Below are 17082 nucleotides of genomic sequence, written 5' to 3' on the forward strand. Positions count from 1 at the left end.
TGAGGGTGCTGCGGGTCGGTGGCGGGGTCTGTTCGGCTCGTCGTGGGGTCGGTGGCGGGATTCGCCTGGTCAATCCCGGCTATTGCGCCGGGGTGATGGTTGCCGCCGTTGCCTACCGTCTGAGGGCAACAGCTCACTTCGGAGGAGACGACCATGAACGACATCGCCAGCAGTGCGAACGGACCGTTGGACGTGGTTGTGGTCGGCGCCGGTCAGGCGGGGCTTGCTATCGGGCACTACCTGGCGCGGAGCGGTCTGAGCTTCGTTCTGCTGGAGGCGGGTGCGGAGGTTGGTCAGTCGTGGCGGAACCGGTGGGATTCACTGCGGCTGTTCAGCCCGGCTCAGTTCGACTCACTGCCGGGGATGGCGTTCCCGGCCCCGGTGGACAGTCACCCGTCCAAGGACGACGTGGCCGACTACTTGGCCTCCTATGCGGAACGCTTCGACCTGCCGGTGCGGTTGAACTCGCCGGTGCTGCGAACGCGCCGCGAGCAGGACGGAACGTTCGTCGTGACGACGCCCGCCGGTGAGTTGCGTGCCCGGCAGGTGGTGGTGGCCACAGGGCCGTTCCAGAGCCCCCGGGTGCCCGCAGCCGCAAGCCAGCTGGACCCGCACGTGCAGCAGCTGCACAGTGCCGACTACCGCAACCCTGGCCAGCTGTCCGGGGGCCGGGTGCTGGTGGTCGGTGCCGCGAACTCCGGGCTGCAGATTGCGGAGGAGCTGGCACCGACATGCGCGGTGAGCGTGGCGGTCGGGTCGAAGCCGATGGCGCTGCCGCAGCGCGTCGCGGGCAGGGACTTGTTCTTCTGGCTGACGAAGGTTGGCTTCTTCACGGTGCCGGCGACCAGTCGTCTGGCTCGTCGGCTGCGCGCTCGGGGCGACCTGGTCATCGGCACCCGCAGCGCCGACCTGCGAAGGGCAGGTGTTGGTTTCCGGCCGCGGCTGACCGGTTTCACCGGGCAGGTCGCGCACTTCGCGGACGGCAGCACGATGGACGTGGATGCGGTCGTGTGGGCTACCGGGTTCGCGTCGGACTATTCGTGGCTGGAGGTGCCCGGCGTCGTCGTTGACGGGCAGGTCCGCCAGCACGAAGGTGTGACGCCGGTTCCGGGGCTGTTTTTCTTGGGGTTGCCGTGGCAGACGAGCCGGGGTTCGGCGTTGCTCGGGTTTGTCGGTGCTGACGCGGCCGTCCTGTCTGCGCGCATCGTCGGGGGTGTCGGCGCGGCGCCGGGAACGGCGGTCGTGCCCACAGCGTCCTGACCTGGACTGTGTCGGAGGGTCTGAGGCGCCCTGATGTGGCGTCCGCGGTGGCGTTGGTCAGGGTCTGCCAACTCCCCGGGAGGTGCGCCCGGCTGCTGCGGCGGTCGTTCGCTGCCACGGCAGAAGGGGTCGGCGACCCACGGCCGGCTGGCTACTTCACTCGGTGCCACTCGCCACCTCGTCGAACACATCGTGTGAGCAGATCAGTGTTCTGGTCGCGCGTCCGGACGTGCTGGCGCACCTACTGTCTCCTCGGCCACGGGTACTGCCCAGACCCGCCCACCAGGGCTGACCCCCGTGACAGGCGATCGAGTGCTGATAGCCGGCGGCTGGGTCGTGGGGTGGTTGCGACGCGAGACGGTGCCAAGCCCCGAACTCTGACGTGTAGAGCTACACCACGCCGGGCACCGTACGCTCACCCGATGTGACCTCTTCTGCTGCCGTTGCCGCCTGCGTTCTTCTGGGGGCTCTGGCGGTGTTTCAGGCCCTGTTGGTCTGCGGACTGCCTCTGGGCCGGTTCGCGTGGGGTGGTCAGCACGAGGTGCTCCCGACGCGGCTGCGGTTAGGCAGTCTCGTTTCCTTGGTCATCTACATCGTCATCGGTTGGGTGCTTCTCGCCAGGGCCGGTCAGGGCAGCGGAAGCCACGGCATCTTGGGCGTCGCGACGTGGGTCATCGCGGGCTTGTTCCTCCTCGGTACCGCGGGCAACCTGGCATCACGGAGCCGCCCAGAGCGCTTCGTCATGTCCCCGGCCGCAGCGTTGCTGTGCGCGCTCACCGTGGTTGTCGCCCTTCAGGATTGACTCGCAAGGTGCGCTACGCGCCTGCGGTGCGCCTTCAGGCGCTGGAGACCGAGCGCCTGCGTGCCCTGCGGAGCATCGTCGGCAAGCCTGCGGCAGCGACAATCAGCGACAGACCGAGCCCCACGAGCATCGGGATGCGGCTGCCAGCCTCGCCTTCCAGGCGCAGATGCGCGGTCGGGTAGTCGATCATCTTCGCCGCCGAGACCGCGGTCTGCCGTCCGGCGTGGGCGGCGAGGTACTCCAGGGCGCCGTCGAAACCTTGAGACGCATCACGTCCGTGAACGGCATCGACCGGTACGTCGTGCCGGTCCGCCCATGCCTTCAGTGTGGGGTCAAGGGTGGCGGTGCCGGCCGGTCCGGGGACGACCAACGTGGTTGGGGTGGGCCCGTCAGCGACAGTGTTCGTGTGCAGCACGAGGCCGTGCTTGGTGGTGACGGGGCCGGTGGCGCTGAGCGGGATGGGTCGGGCGGCGTAGGACACCTCGTACACCTCGAAGCTGCTGGCGACGTCGATTTCGCCGATGCCGTCAGCGAGCACGATGCCCAAGGTCGGGCGTCCCCACGGGATGACGGCATTCAGTCCGACGGGCAGGTCAGCGCTGGCGAAGGACTGCGTGGGGATGTCGGGCGACTGCGTCAGCGACCAGTTCGGATACCCGACCAGGCGGCCGACCCTGGTGGCTTCGTCACCTCCGGCGAGGTCGGCCATGACGCGTATCGCTCCGGGTATGCCGGACGTGACGCCGGCAGTGCTCGTGATGGACCCGTCCTGGACGAACCGGTTCCCGGCAACCCAGTCCACGCCCGGGTACCGCTTGGCGTAGGCGCCGAGCCGAGACCAGTGCGCAGTGGCGGTGCGTCCATCAAGGAGGCCGGCTGCAGCCAGGACTTCTGCCCCGTTGCACACGCTGAGGACGGGCACTCCCTCCGTGGCTCGCTCGGCGAGCCATGCCCGCATGGGCGCCTCGGTGGGTCCGTCGGCATCTGCGACGGCGGGTACGACGACCACATCCGGGCGGGGAGCCCGACCCGACGTGGTGTCGGCGAACGTGAACGTGGGCACGATGGCCGGGCCGCCCTGCGTAGGCTGCGCGCTGGAGCTGGCGGCGACCGTGTAGACGGAGAACTGCGGGGAGCTGGCGAACACCTCGTACGGGGCGAGGGCGTCGCTGCCGACGGTGCCGGACGCCCCGAGGACGACGGCGACCTTGATGGGGCCGTTCGATGATGGCTGGCTGACCGGAAGAGCTCCGACCGGGCGGGTGGCTGCTGGGGTGGTGGCCTGACTCGTGGTGACCCGAGCTCCGGCGGCGGCCAGGCCGGCCAGGGTGAGGATGGCGAGGGCGCTCGAGGAGGCGATGTGGCGGGCGCGGCGACCGGGTGTGCGCATGAGGGTTCGTCCGTTCGGGTCGGGCGGTGGTACCGCCGTGGCTTGGCGCTGGGTGGTGCGCGGTCGAGGTTTGGGGTCCGGAGCGGCCCGCCCGGTGGGGGCGGGCCGCTCCCCGGGCCGTCGCCACCGTGCAGGGGGGTTGGCGGCGGGGCCTCGGCGGTCACCCGGGAAGGGGGTTGAGGTGACCGGGAGCTCGGGTTGCTTCGTGGACGCTGTGGGGTCAGCGGGTGGGCAGCGGGCCGTGGGTGCGGGTAGCGGTCACGACGTCGGTGATGGCGGTGACCGTCTGGGCTGCACCGGTCGGGTCGGTCAGGAGCCCGACGTGTGACAGGTTCTCCACGGAGTGCCGGGGGTTGGTCGACAGGGCCGCCATCTGGTCCTGCGCGGTTCCCCAGCCGGGCTTGGAGTCGACGTTGTCCTTCGCGGTCAGCACGACCAGCGGGGTGTCCCCGACGGTGGTCAGTGCCTGCGCCTGACGAAACGCGACCGGGAGCGCGGCCTGGTCGGCGCGCGTGTTCGCCCACCCTCGCGGGCTGTTCGTGAACGCGGACACCTGCGCACCAGCATCGCCGGGAAGCGACGGGCCACCCATCGCGGTGAGGACGTGTCCGACCCCGAGCCGGAACAGGGTCGGTGCAACCGCAAGGGCGCGTCGCATGACCTGGTACTCACCGTTGAACGTCTTCACGAGCTCGACCTGGCGCGGGCTGGCGCTGTCGAGCAGGACGACACCGGCGACGTCGTTCGGGTACAGGTGGGTGTAGGTGAGGGCGTGGACGCCACCGCTGGAGTGCCCAGCGAGGACGAACGGGCCGCTCTCGCCGGCGGCGGCCAGGAGCTTGTGCAGGTCGGTTGCCGCGGTGGTGGCGTCGGCCGGGTTCGAGGAGTCGTCGCTCCAACCCTGTCCGGCCCGGTCGTACGCACAGACGCGGCTGGTTGCCGCAACGGTCGGCTGGACGCGTGCCCACAGCGGGGACGTCTCACCGAGACCGTTCAGCAGGACAACGGTCGGGGAACCGGTGCCGGTGCAGTTCAGGTGGAGGCGGTACCCGCCCACGTCGACGAGCTTGCCCGGCATCAGGCCAGCTTCGGTGGTGGGTGCCTTGGTCGTGGCCTGGTACAGGCCGCCGAGACCGGACAGGAGCATCGCGAGGGTGACCGGGTAGACCCACAGGCGGGCGCGGCCAGGGATGTCGTGGCGGGTGCGGCGCTCGATCCACACAGCCCCAGTCACCAGGGCAGGCGCCCACACCCACGCGAGGAAGGACATGGTCGGCTCTCCCGGGTTGACTGCTGCCAACACGACGCCGGCGGTCGCCATGACGGTGGCGGGCACGTACGCCCACCGCTGCGGGCGGGTCGTCTGGCGCGTCGTGAGAAAGGCGAGGATGGCCCACCCGGTGGCGAACGCGACCAGGGCGGCGCCGATGACGCGGGCCTCGGACGCGTCCGGTACGACACCGAAGACGAGTGCGGCGGCGCCGACCACGCCGGTGGCCATGGAGACGAAAGTGATGCGGCCCATCGGGCCGACCCGGGTGGCCGACGAGCTGGTCGCGACGTCGGTCGGGGTGGTGCGGGCGGTGGTGGTCATGGCGGTTTCCCCTTTCCTGGCCGTCCGGGAGTGGTCGGCCACAGGCACCACGGTCGCGGTGAACGGATGTGCTCGCCCCGGTCACATGGCCGGGATTGCCGCTCCTTGCTTGGTGCGTCATCGACGCCATGGACGGCGGGTTCCCGGCCTCTGTCCTGCGACTGTCGCCTCCACGCCCTGATGCCCGGGCCGCGGCCGCACCGGTTGCAGGCGGCATACGTCTCGGGGCAGAACCCGGTCACTTGACCGGGGCGAACCAACCGTCTCCTGCGTCAACCTCGAAGCAGACCAACGCTGTGAAGAAGGAGCGCCACCATGAACGCCGACACCCGAGTGGGAACGCACGCGTGGACGATGCGCACCGGCGGCCACCTGCAACCCGCGGACACCCGCCGACTGCTCGTCGACCTCGCCCGCGCCCACGCCACCAACGCCGTGGGTCGCCTTGCCCTGCTGACGCACCTGAACCCTGGCCGGAACGCGTACGTATCGCCCGCCCGCCTCGTTCCCCCGAGCTCGGCCTTGACGCGGGCAGCCACCGACGCCGCCACCAAGGTCCTGCCCACACCGCTGCTCAACCACAGCCAGCGCACCTACCAGTTCGGCCGCGCCATCGGCGAGCTCGAAGGAGTCGATGTCGACGCCGAGCTGCTGTACGCCGCAGCCCTGCTCCACGACACCGGCCTCGTCCTCGCCGACGGAGGCGACGACTTCACCCTCACCTCAGCTCGCATCGCCAGAGATGTCGCCGAACACGTCGGCCTGTCCACCGCCGCCACCGAAACCCTGCTGACCGCCATCACCATGCACCACAGCCCCCGCGTCACCCGCGACGCCGGCCCCGTCGCCTACCTGCTCTCCGCCGGCGCCGGTGTCGACGTCGTGGGCGTCCGCACCTGGCAGCTGCCGGCGGCCACCCTCACCGCCACCGTTCGCGACCACCCCCGCGACGGGTTCAAGAAGTACTTCACCCAGGCATGGGCGGACGAAGCAGCTCGCGTCCCACAGGGCCGCGCTCGCCTCCTACGCCGCTACGGCGCGTTCACCGCCGCCCTGTCACTCGCCCCGTTCGACGAATGAACCCCTCACCCCACCACCCACCCCGCAAGTAAGGACCCAGTGACATGAAAGCCATCGTGCAAGACCACTACGGAAACGCCTCCTCGCTCCGGTTCGACGACATCGCCCGCCCCGAAGTGGGCGACGACAAAGTGCTCGTCCAGGTCGTCGCCGCCGGCGTCGACCGCGGCGCCCTGCACTTCATGACCGGCCAGCCGTACCTCATGCGGCTCGGAACCGGGCTGCGAACCCCGCGAGTGCGCGTCCCCGGCGTCAGCTACGCCGGGCGCATCGAAGCCATCGGGTCGAACGTGACCGGGTTCGCCGTCGGCGACGAGGTCTACGGGGCCGCCCGCGGCACGTACGCCGAGTATGTGGTCGCGTCACCAACCAAGATGGCGCACAAGCCCGCCGAGCTCACGTTCGAGCAAGCCGCCGTGCTGCCCTACGCCACGTTCGCCGCACTCCATGCAGTCCAGGACCACGCCAAGGTGCAGCCGGGCGAACGCGTCCTGGTCGTCGGCGGCACCGGAGCCGTCGGCTCCATCGTCGTCCAAGCCGCCAAGGCAGCCGGCGCCGAAGTCACCGCAGTCACCGGACCCCGCAACCAGCAGACTGCCACCACTCTCGGCGCCGACCACGCCATCGACTACACCCAGGCCGACTTCACCGACGGCGCCCGCACGTACGACGTCATCATCGACGTGTTCGGGCGCACTGCCACCAGCCGACTACGCCGCGCCCTCACCCCCGGTGGCCGGCTCGTGATCGTCGGCGGCGAAGGCGACCGATGGGTCGGCGGCATCCAACGCCAGGCCGGCGCCGTGCTCCTCACCCCGTTCATCAGCCAAACGCTGCGAATGTTCGTCGCCAAGGAGAACACCGACACCCTCGAGCGCATGAACGACCTCCTCGCTGCGGGCAAGGTCCAGCCCCCGCAGATCCAGACCCACCAGCTGGTAGACGCAGCCAACGCAGTTGCCGCCCTGGAAGAGTCAGGAACACCGGGACGGCTCGTGCTCACCATCTGAGCGTGCGGTGGACGACTGGCGAGGCCCACAGCCGGGCCTCAACAACAACCGGATGCGCCAAACGTTGACGCGGGCCAGCGGTACGGTCGGCTCGTGCTACACGGCCGTGAGTCCGAACGCGCGCACCTTGCCGCCCTGGTGGACCAAGCGCGCGCGGGAACCGGTGCCGTTCTGGTGGTGCTGGGAGAGCCCGGCGTTGGCAAGACCGCCCTCCTGCGCGATCTGACCGCTGTGGGCGAGCCCGCTCAGGGTGGGACAACGCGGGTGCTGCGCACCGCCGGGGTGGAGTCCGAGTCCCCCTTGCCGTATGCCGCGCTGTTCCGCCTGCTGCGTCCCGTCACGGACTTCGACCGGCTCCCGGCTCCGCAGGCGAGAGCGTTGCGGGTCGCGTTCGGCCTCGAGGACGGACCCACCGTGGAGCCGTTCCTGGTCGGTGTTGCGACCCTGTCCGTGCTGACGGATGCAGCCGAACCAGACCAGCCGCTGCTGTGCGTGGTCGATGACGCGCACTGGCTCGACTCGGCGTCTGCGGACGCGCTGCTGTTCGCCGCCCGTCAGCTGGCCGCCGACCCCGTCGCCATGGTCTTCGCCGCCCGGACCGGTGACACCGCCGGACGAGCGTTCGCCGCTCCGGGGCTGCCCGTCCTCGAGGTCCGAGGTCTCGACGACACGGCGGCCCGCCAGCTCCTCGACGAACGCGGCGGCGACCCACTGCCCGGTGGCGTCGCCGAACGCCTCGTCCGCGACACCGGAGGAAACCCGCTCGCCCTGCTGGAGCTGCCCACCGGGCTCACCTCCGCCCAGCTGCACGGAGAGGAGCCGCTGCCGCAACAGCTCACGTTAACCGCCGGTGTCGAGCGCGCGTTCCTCGACCGGTGCCGTCGACTGCCCGAACAGGTCCAGACGCTGCTGCTGGTCGCCGCCGCCGATGCCACGGGCAGAGTCGCCACCGTCCGCCAAGCAGCAGCCACCCTCGGCGTCGACGCGACCGCGTGGACGGACGCCGAGAGGTCAAACCTGGTGACCATCACCGGCGACACCGTGTCGGTGCGGCACCCGTTGGTCCGATCGGCCGTGTACCAGGCAGCCACCAGCTACGAACAGCGACAGGTGCACCGCGCTCTGGCGGAGGCAGTAGGCGCCGACGACGCGGACCGCGCCACCTGGCACCGCGCCGCGGCCGCCGACGGACCCGACGTCGACGTCGCCGACGCCCTCCACGACGTCGCAGTGCGGGCCGAGCAACGCGGCGGTCACCTCGCTGCCGCCGACGCATTCGAACGCTCAGCCGCACTCACCGTCAGCGAGCCGGACCGCGCCACCCGTCTGTTCGGAGCCGCGCGCACCGCGTGGGCGGCCGGGCAAGCGGTCCGCGCGCGCACCCTCGCCTCCTCAGCTCGTGACCTCGCCTCTGACCCGTTACAGCGCGCAGACATCGACCGGCTCCGGGCCCGCATCGAGGTCAACGTCGGATCCGCCGTCGACGCGCATCGCATCTTCACCGTCGCGGCCCGAACCGTCGCCGACCACGACACCGGACGCGCCCTGGAGATGGCATGCGCCGCCGCCCTCAACCGCACCTACGGCGCCGACAGCGGAGCCACCCTTGGCACGGACGTCCTGACCCGACTGTTGACCCCGACCGAACAGGACACCCCGCGCACCACCTGCCTGCGACTCCTGCTCGCCACCCTGACCGCGTCCGGCGACCAGGACTGGGCCCGCGCCGCCCCCGCGCTCGAGCGGGCACTGGAGGCTGGACGAGAGGTCGAGGACCTGGACGTGATGGGCAACCTCGGCAACACCGCACTGCACCTCGGCCACGACGAAGGAGCTCGCTTCTACTACTCCGCCATGGTGGCCACCGCGCGGGAGGCCGGTGCCGGCATGGTCGTGCTCTACGCCTTGGAACGGCTCATGTTCGGCCAGTTCCCGACCGGCCCGTGGACCCTCATGCGGAGCTCGGTCGACGAAGCCCTGACACTCGCGCGCAGCGTCGGCCAGCCCACCCTGACCGCCGCACCCCTGGCCTGCCTGACCCTGCTGGCTGCCCTGACCGGCAGCGACGACTTCGACCAACACCTTGCTGCCCTCGAGGATGTCGCAGCCGCACACCCGTTGGGCATCATGACCGGCCCCACGCACGACGTCACCCGATGGGCCAAGGGCGCCCGCGCCGCCGCCCAAGGCGATGCGGCAGCAGCGCTGCACCACCTGTCCGGAATGCGAGTCCCAGCCCTGCACCGCCTCGCCGCCGTCGACCGACTCGAAGCAGCTGTCCGCGCCGGCGACACCGCCCAGGCTCTCGCGTGGGTGGACGAGCTCGCCCCGTTCGCCACCGGGACCGGGCACCCTTGGGCTCTGGGTGCAGTCGAGCTGGGGCGTGCCCTGACCTCCACCGACCCTGCCGACGCGACCGCGGCGTTCGAGCGGGCAGTCGGCCACTACCGACGCGCCGCACGGCCATATGACCTCGCGCGGGCCCAGCTCGCCTACGGAGAGTTCCTGCGCCGCACCAACCGCCGCGTGGACGCCCGCACCCACCTGCGGGCAGCGCTGGAGACCTTCACCGACCTGGGCGCCGTCCCGCTGGTCGAGCGCGCCACCCAAGAGCTCCGCGCCTCCGGCGAAACCGCCCGCAAGCGCGACCCGTCCACCCTGCTGGACCTGACGCCGATGGAGCTCAAGGTCGCCCAGCTGGTCAGCACCGGGCTGTCGAACAAGGACGTCGCCGCCCAGTGCTGGGTGTCACCCCGCACCGTCGCCTTCCACTTGCGCAACGTGTTCACCAAGGTCGGCGTCAGCTCGCGCACTGAGCTCGCCCAGCTCGACTTCAGCTGACGCTCGACGCGGTCCGGCTCGGGGGAGCCGCACCCCGGCTTGTCCCTGCACATCCCGGCCATTTGACCGGCGTGAACCCTCGGCACTCCGACGACGGTAGGTGTCACCATCGCAACCTCGGCGGTGGGACCAGAAGCAGAGCTTCACCGACACCGCCCAAGGAGTTGTCATGCACGCCAAGCCCGCCGCCGAACCGCTCGCGGTCCACACTCCCACGCCCACCGCACCCACACCGCATACCCCCAGCACCACCCACCACGAGCACGCACCCACCCCCGCCCAACACGGGGACCCGGACGACGGCCCGCGCAAGTCCTGGGTCGTCCTGGCCCTGGCCCTCGCCGCCCAGATTCTCGTCGTCCTCGACATCTCCGTAGTCAACACCGCCCTACCGTCCATCGGACGCGACCTGCACCTGGACGGGTCCGACATGCAGTGGGTCGTCACCGCGTACCTGATGATGTCCGGTGGCGGGCTGCTGTTCGGTGGCCGCATCGCGGACCTGCTGTCGCGCAAGTGGGTGTTCCTGACGGGACTGACCATCTTCACCATCGCGTCCATCGTCAGCGGATTCGCCGGCAGCGCAACCGAGCTCATCGCCGCGCGCGCCGGCCAAGGGCTGTCCGCTGCCCTGATGACCCCGGCCGCGCTGTCCATCATCATGACCACGTACTCCGGCGCGCAGCGCCGCCTCGGACTCACGCTGTGGGGTGCCGTGGGGTCGCTCGGCGTCGCCGCCGGAGTCCTGCTCGGCGGTGCCCTCACCACCTGGGCCGGCTGGCAGACCATCTTCTTCATCAACGCCCCCATTGGCGCCGCCGCACTTCTGATCGGCCTCAAGGTCATCCCCGCCGCCACGACCTCGCGGGTCACCCTCAAGCAGTTCGACGTCGCGGGTGCCGTCACCGTCATCGGCAGCCTCGCCGCCCTCATCTACGGGCTCGGCGCCACCGAACAGCACGGCTGGCTCTCCGCCCGGGTACTCGTCGCGTTCGCCGTCTCGGCGGTCCTCGCGGTCGCGTTCAAGGTCCGGGAGAACAAGGCCGCGAACCCGCTCGTCCCGCCGCACACGTGGAAGGTGACGTCGCTCGTGTCCGGCACCACGGTCATGCTCGGCGTCACCGGCATCCTGGTCGGGACCGTATTCCTGGCCTCCATCTTCGTCCAGACCGTGATGGGCTACTCCGCCATCCGGGCAGGCGTCGCGTTCGTCCCGTTCGCCCTGGCCATCACTCTTGGCACCGTCGTGGCAAGGCACGCCATGGCTCACGGCACTCCGCGTGCCATCGCGGCCATCGGTCTCGTCGTCGTGGCTGGTGGTGCGGTCCTGCTCGCGCAGGCGTCAGCCGGTTCCGCCTTCGCCACCGGCGTCCTGCCCGGCCTGGCCATCATCGGCCTGGGCGTCGGCATGGTCTTCGCCCCAGTGTCCGTGACGGCGATGGCTGGCATCCCCTCCCAGCACGCCGGTCTGGCGTCCGGGTTCCTCATGACCGGACACGAGGTCGGTGCCGCCCTGGGCGTTGCCGTCCTGTCCGCCGTCGCCAGCACGGCCGGCAGCCTGGCCAGCGCGGCCGGCGTCGTGAACGGGTTCGGTCGCGGGTTCCTCGCAGCCGCAGGCATCGCCATGGTGCTCGCCGCCTTCGCCTACCTGAGGATGCCCGCCACCCGCGTCGAGGGCGGCGCAGGAATGCACATGCACCACTGAGCCGTCGTGCTGTGAGAGAAGGCCCGGACCACTGGTCCGGGCCTTCTCCTGTGCCACGTGGTGCAGGTATGCCGCGTGGCTGGGCAGTGCCCTGATGGCATGACTTCCTCCCTGCGGGAGTCATGCCACCACCTGCAGGCCTCACGCCACCGCGGGCAGCCGCTCTGCCAGGAAGTGGCGCAGCGTCTCGCGGTCTCGCTCGTCGTACTGGCCCGGCCCGGCCACCAGGGCTGTCAGGCCGCTGGGCCGCAGCACGTGCATCCCGCCGACCTCGAGGTCGGCCACCGCCAGGGGCAGCAGGCCGTCGACGAAGCACAGGGCTCCGGTCACCGGCACATCGTCGATTCCCGCGGCCAGCAGGATCAGTCGCAGCACCTCGACGCGCTGAGCCACCGCCCTGACGGCTGCGGTCATGACCCGACCTCCGACCACGAGGTCGTCGGTGTCGGCGTCGGACTCGGCCGCCGGACGCACCTCGATGGAGGCGTTCTTGAAGTGCAGCGCGTCGATGACGTAGACACCGCTGGCGCCGACCGCGATGTGCTCGATGGGGCCACGGCGACCGGGCACCCGCCGGTTGTGCAGAGACACCACGCCCTTGGTGTCAGCGGCCTCCAGGAGGGTGCGCACTGCCGCGTGCGACTTGCTGACCCGTGGCTGGGCCTGCTGGGTCCGGAAGGTTCGCACCGTCATCAGGCGGCTGAACAGACCTGCCCGCCGGCGGGGCGCCGCGGCCGGCATGCTCAGGTCCTGCGCCGCGGCAGCCTCGTGCCGTGACCGGCGCGTCTGCGTCTCCGCGATCTTCTCGGCGACCGACGGGGCGGCGGCTGAGGTGACGGCCGGACTGACAGGCGGGGTGACAGCCGGGGCGGCCGGGATGACAGCCGGAGCGGCCGAGGGGGCAACCGGCGAGGCAACCGGCGAGGCTGCAGGCGGGGTGGCAGGCGGGGCCGCTGGCGGAGCCGACGGGCGTGGCCGCGCGAGGAACGCCGCGGGTGCCGCGACTGCGGGGCCGGCGAGGTCGGCATCCGGCGCGGCCTCGACCCGGGGCTTGCGCCGCGGCAGGACGATCAGCTGCTCGGGCGGCGCCGCGTCCGTCCCCTCGAGGGGAGCCGGCCGGGAGAGCGGGGTCGACGACCACTCGGTCGGCACGTGGAGGATGTCGGGCGCCGAGGAGCGCCGCGTGGGTGCCGACCCGCCGCGGAGGGCCTCCAGCGTCGCCGCGATGACCAGCTCGTCCGCGGTCCAGCTCGCAGGCAGCACGGCGGAGCTCGCCCGTGGGGCGTCACGGTGTTCGCGCCCGGCTGGCTCGTTCGCCAGGCAGGTCAGGCACACGACTCGCTCCTGCGGCGGGACATACCCTGCCCGCTCGCCCGCAGCGACGAGCTCCCCACAGCCGCACACTCCGGCGCGTTCCAATCTGACAATCTCAGGCACCATGGCGCCTACCCCCTTGGGTTCGAGGTTGCCAATGTGACACCCGACAGCATCACCACGCGTGTGTTTGCGTTCGATCTGGGCAGATTTGGGTACGGCACTCGTATACGTTTGGACTAATCAGGTAAGGACTTGCCCATTTCCCTCGCGCTGCGCCAAGCCTGGCCGTACAATGGCCCGGCGCCAAGGGCTCATTGTCTCTTCCGTCCCTCAGGCCCCACCGCTACCAGGTGACTTCCTTGCACCCGGTGTGCGTGTCCGGCTCCACCTGAAGGGTGGCGTGCTCGACACCGAACTGGCTTCGCATCACCTGCATGGCCTGGTCCAGCACCCCGTGCGAGTCGGCGTGTTCCGCGGTGACCAGGTGGGCGGTCGCGACGTTCATGCCCGAGGTCAGGGTCCAGACGTGCAGGTCGTGGACGTCGCGCACCCCGGGGACGCCGGCGAGGGCCGCGGCAACGGTGTCGGCGTCCATGCCCGCCGGGGCGTGCTGCCCGAGGACCACCATGACCTCACGGCCCAGCATGACCGCTCGGACGGCCACGAAGGACGCGATGGCCAGCGCGATCCCGGTGTCCCACCACGCGCTCCCCGTCGCGGCGACCAGGACGCCGGCGGCGATGACGCCCACCGAACCAAGCGCGTCGGCCACCACCTCGAGGTAGGCGCCCTTGACGTTCAAGGACTCCGCGGCGCCGCCGCGCAGCAGCGTCAGGCAGACCAGGTTGACGACCAGTCCGACCGATCCGACGACGAGCAGCGGCGCCGACGAGATCTCGACCCCCCCGCCGACCCGCCGGATCGCCTCGAGGCCGATGTAGGCGGAGACACCGAGCATCAGCAGGACCGCCAGCCCGGAGGCGAAGACCTCGGCACGGTAGGACCCGAACGTCCGTCGACCGGTGGTGTCGGGTCGTGCCGCGATCCGCGTCGCGACGAGCGCCGCTCCCAGCGCGACGACATCGGCAGCCATGTGACCGGCATCGCTGAGCAGCGCCAAGGACCCGGAGACGAGCCCGGTGACCAGCTCGACGACGAAGAAGCCGGCCACGAGGACGAACGCGGTGCGCAGCCGCCAGCGGTGGGCCGCGCCCGGGTGACCGTGCGGGGGACCGTGCCCGGGACCGTGCGAGTGGCCGCTCACGACGTCACGTCAGCGCCGGAGGCTGCGGTGGGCTCGCTCACGCAGCGCATGTCCCGATCGTACGTCACCGCGCGCGAGCCGGGCCCGGTGCTGGACGGTATGCCCTGTCGACGGCACGGCGTTCGCCGCGCGCCCGCACCGGGAGGTACTATCGACCTGTTCCGGCTCCCGGCCGTACCGCAACTCTGGCAACACCGCAGCTCTGGCAACTACTGAGCTCGAAGCCTGGCGGACCTCGATCCGTGGTCGTCGGTTGCATGCGTGGGCGAGCCGTCGGGGTCGGCGCGCCGATCTGTTCCAGCACCGCATACCGCGGAGCAGGCGGTCCTCCGGGTCCGCTCGGTTCGGCGTCCCACACCGCCCCGGCCGCGCGACTGCGCTGCACATGTCGTTCCGCTCGGCCCGCTCGTCGCGGGCATCCTGAGGAGGAGTTCTTGGCTCAGCGAGGCCAGCGCCAGTCAGGCGCCCAGCGCACCCAGCGACGCGGTCGCCCCCTCGACAACGAGGGGATCATCCCCGTGCTGGCGCGCGCCGTGCGAGAGGTCGAGGCCGACGCACAGCGAGGCCGCGTCAAGCCCGCCGGACGGGTGAAGTTCCAGGTCATCGGCCTCCTGGTGCGTGAGGAGCGCGCCCGGGTCAAGGCCGACCCCACCGCTACCACGGCCGAGCGTGAGGCCCAGCTGAAGCGGCTCGACGGTGTCGCGACGATCCTGGCCAAGACCGCAGCGAGGGACACCTCCTTGCTCGCCCTGCTCGCCGAGGACGCCGTCGTCAGCCAGACGGCAGCGGAGCTGCGGCGTGACATGGTGCGGGCCGCCGGCCTGGAGCCGGAGCCTGAAGAGGTCGAGCCGGAGGCAGCTGCGGGCACGGCTGCCCCAGCCGAGCGTCGCGCGGTGCCGCAGTCGGTCGTCGCCCGCCAGCTCGCCAATCCGTTCCTCGCTCCCGACTTCAGCGCCGTCGCGCCTCGCAAGCCCACGACGGGTCGACTGGCCAGCTGGGAGCTCCTCGGTCCGCTCTTCAGGGCCTTCGAGTACGGCGGGGACTCGTCCTGCATGTCCCTGCCGGAGCCGGTCAGCGTCCTGCGTGGGGCCGGTGAGCTCCAGCTCATGCACCACCAGGGCCAGGTCGTCGCGGCTGCGGCAGCCGGGCACCGCAGCTTCCTGCTCGCCGACGAACCCGGCCTGGGCAAGACGGCGCAGGCGCTGCTGGCCGCCCAGGCCGCGAACGCATACCCGCTGCTGGTCGTCGTGCCCAACGTGGTCAAGGCCAACTGGGCCCACGAGGCCGAGCTCTGGACCCCGGGCCACCCCGCCACCGTGATCCACGGCAACGGTGACAACATCGACGGTTTCGCCGACATCGTCGTGGTCAACTACGAGGTCCTCGACCGCCACGTCGGATGGCTCGGCGACCTCGGGTTCCGGGGGATGGTCGTCGACGAGGCGCACTTCATCAAGAACAAGACCTCGCAGCGCTCCCAGCACGTCCTGCAGCTCGCGGAGCGGATCCGCACCCGCACCCCCAACCCGTTGCTCATGGCCCTCACCGGCACCCCCCTCATCAATGACATCGAGGACTTCAAGGCCATCTGGCAGTTCCTCGGCTGGATCGAGGAGAAGAAGCCGCGGCACGCGCTGATGGCCGCCCTCGAGGAGACCGGTCTGACCCCGGCCGACTCCGGCTTCTACGCCGCCGCTCGCACCAGCGTCATCGACCTCGGCATCGTCCGTCGTCGCAAGGTCGACGTGGCCGCGGACATCCCCGCCCGCCGCGTGGCTGACCTGCCGGTCGAGCTCGACGACGATGCCGGACGGTCCATCCGGGCCGCGGAGCAGGAGCTCGCGCGTCGCCTCGTCAAGCGCTACCGCGCCGCACTCGAAGCCCGCACGTCCGGAGTCGTCGTCGAAGGCATCGACCACGACCTCGTGCGCCGGGTGGCGACCTGGGAGCGAGAGGAGGGCAGCAAGGCCAAGTCCGGCGACAACGTGTTCACCGTGATGCGCCGGATCGGTCAGGCCAAGGCCGGGCTCGCCGCCGACTACGCGGGACAGCTCGCCCGGAGCGTCGGCAAGGTCGTCTTCTTCGCCAAGCACATCGACGTCATGGACGTCGCCGAGGAGACGTTCGCCCGGCGAGGGGTCAGGTACTCCTCGATCCGCGGCGACCAGACCCCCAAGGTGCGCAAGGCCAACATCGACGCCTTCGTCAACGATCCCGACGTCGCCATCGTCGTCTGCTCCCTCACGGCCGCCGGGGTGGGACTCAACCTGCAGGTCGCCTCCAACGTGGTGCTGGCCGAGCTGTCGTGGACCGCCGCCGAGCAGACCCAGGCCATCGACCGGGTCCACCGCATCGGTCAGGACGAGCCGGTCACCGCCTGGCGGATCATCGCCGCCCAGACGATCGACGCCAAGATCGCGCAGCTGATCGACAGCAAGGCGGGGCTCGCGGCGCGCGCCCTCGACGGCTCCGACGAGGAGGTCGGCTCCTCGGCGGACGTGCAGCTCGAGGCTCTCGTGGCGCTGCTCACCGACGCCTTGGCCGCCGAGCTCGAGGTCGACGCAGGGCTTGACGAAGTCACGGAGCAAGGGCCCGACGGCGACCTCCTGACCACGGCGCTCGCGCACGAGGCCGCGGCGCCGGTTCCGACCATTGACCTGTTCTCAACGAGCGAGATGTCGGCCACTCAGTGACCGCGTCCGGTCGACGAAACCCTGGGCGGGCCAACGGTCCTGCGTGACCTGGCCGCCCCTGACCGACGCGGTCATCCCGACCGGACCTGACGGCAGGACGTTTCACTTCCCACAGATGCAGAGGTA

11 protein-coding genes are annotated in these 17082 nt (G+C 70.9%); 7 read left to right on the top strand and 4 right to left on the bottom strand.

Annotated features, from left to right (window positions below):
- Nucleotides 1-153 precede the first annotated feature (153 nt).
- Together AC1DXJ_RS16335 and AC1DXJ_RS16340 are read left to right on the top strand one after the other, a co-directional pair.
- A complete protein-coding gene (locus tag AC1DXJ_RS16335; protein WP_477615899.1) occupies nucleotides 154-1260 on the top strand; it encodes a flavin-containing monooxygenase in 1107 nt (368 codons plus the stop codon).
- A 580-nt stretch (nucleotides 1261-1840) separates the two neighbouring features.
- Entirely contained in the window at nucleotides 1841-2062 is a 222-nt protein-coding gene (locus AC1DXJ_RS16340; protein WP_477632409.1) for a hypothetical protein, read from the top strand.
- A gap of 34 nt (nucleotides 2063-2096) precedes the next feature.
- Here the strand turns inward: AC1DXJ_RS16340 and AC1DXJ_RS16345 are convergent, their stop codons facing one another.
- A complete protein-coding gene (locus AC1DXJ_RS16345) occupies nucleotides 2097-3452 on the bottom strand; it encodes a DJ-1/PfpI family protein (protein WP_477615901.1) in 1356 nt (451 codons plus the stop codon).
- Between the two features lie 220 nt (nucleotides 3453-3672).
- Complete coding sequence (locus tag AC1DXJ_RS16350; RefSeq protein ID WP_477615902.1) at nucleotides 3673-5046, bottom strand: alpha/beta fold hydrolase; 1374 nt, start codon at nucleotides 5044-5046, stop codon at nucleotides 3673-3675.
- A gap of 315 nt (nucleotides 5047-5361) precedes the next feature.
- Here AC1DXJ_RS16350 and AC1DXJ_RS16355 point away from each other — a divergent pair, with 315 nt between their 5' ends.
- The 4 genes from AC1DXJ_RS16355 (at nucleotide 5362) to AC1DXJ_RS16370 (ending at nucleotide 11682) form a co-directional block, all read left to right on the top strand.
- Nucleotides 5362-6126 carry an HD domain-containing protein gene (locus AC1DXJ_RS16355; protein WP_477615903.1) on the top strand — a complete coding sequence of 255 codons (765 nt, stop codon included), beginning with the start codon at nucleotides 5362-5364 and terminating at the stop codon, nucleotides 6124-6126.
- A 44-nt stretch (nucleotides 6127-6170) separates the two neighbouring features.
- Complete coding sequence (locus tag AC1DXJ_RS16360; RefSeq protein ID WP_477637495.1) at nucleotides 6171-7136, top strand: NAD(P)-dependent alcohol dehydrogenase; 966 nt, start codon at nucleotides 6171-6173, stop codon at nucleotides 7134-7136.
- Between the two features lie 93 nt (nucleotides 7137-7229).
- Entirely contained in the window at nucleotides 7230-9977 is a 2748-nt protein-coding gene (locus AC1DXJ_RS16365) for a helix-turn-helix transcriptional regulator (RefSeq protein WP_477615905.1), read from the top strand.
- A gap of 169 nt (nucleotides 9978-10146) precedes the next feature.
- Nucleotides 10147-11682 (top strand): MFS transporter, encoded by a 1536-nt coding sequence (locus AC1DXJ_RS16370; RefSeq protein WP_477615906.1) that lies wholly within the window; start codon nucleotides 10147-10149, stop codon nucleotides 11680-11682.
- Between the two features lie 141 nt (nucleotides 11683-11823).
- On the opposite strand, the gene AC1DXJ_RS16375 is transcribed toward AC1DXJ_RS16370, so the two are convergent.
- Together AC1DXJ_RS16375 and AC1DXJ_RS16380 are read right to left on the bottom strand one after the other, a co-directional pair.
- Nucleotides 11824-13017: a nuclease-related domain-containing protein gene (locus AC1DXJ_RS16375; RefSeq protein ID WP_477637496.1), complete on the bottom strand. Its 1194-nt coding sequence runs from the start codon at nucleotides 13015-13017 to the stop codon at nucleotides 11824-11826.
- A 325-nt stretch (nucleotides 13018-13342) separates the two neighbouring features.
- On the bottom strand, nucleotides 13343-14263 hold the full coding sequence (locus tag AC1DXJ_RS16380; RefSeq protein WP_477615908.1) for a cation diffusion facilitator family transporter: 921 nt from the start codon (nucleotides 14261-14263) through the stop codon (nucleotides 13343-13345).
- Between the two features lie 434 nt (nucleotides 14264-14697).
- Here AC1DXJ_RS16380 and AC1DXJ_RS16385 point away from each other — a divergent pair, with 434 nt between their 5' ends.
- On the top strand, nucleotides 14698-16956 hold the full coding sequence (locus AC1DXJ_RS16385) for a DEAD/DEAH box helicase (protein WP_477615909.1): 2259 nt from the start codon (nucleotides 14698-14700) through the stop codon (nucleotides 16954-16956).
- The last annotated feature ends 126 nt before the right edge of the window (nucleotides 16957-17082 follow it).

This window comes from Pedococcus sp. P2_D9 (assembly GCF_056404275.1).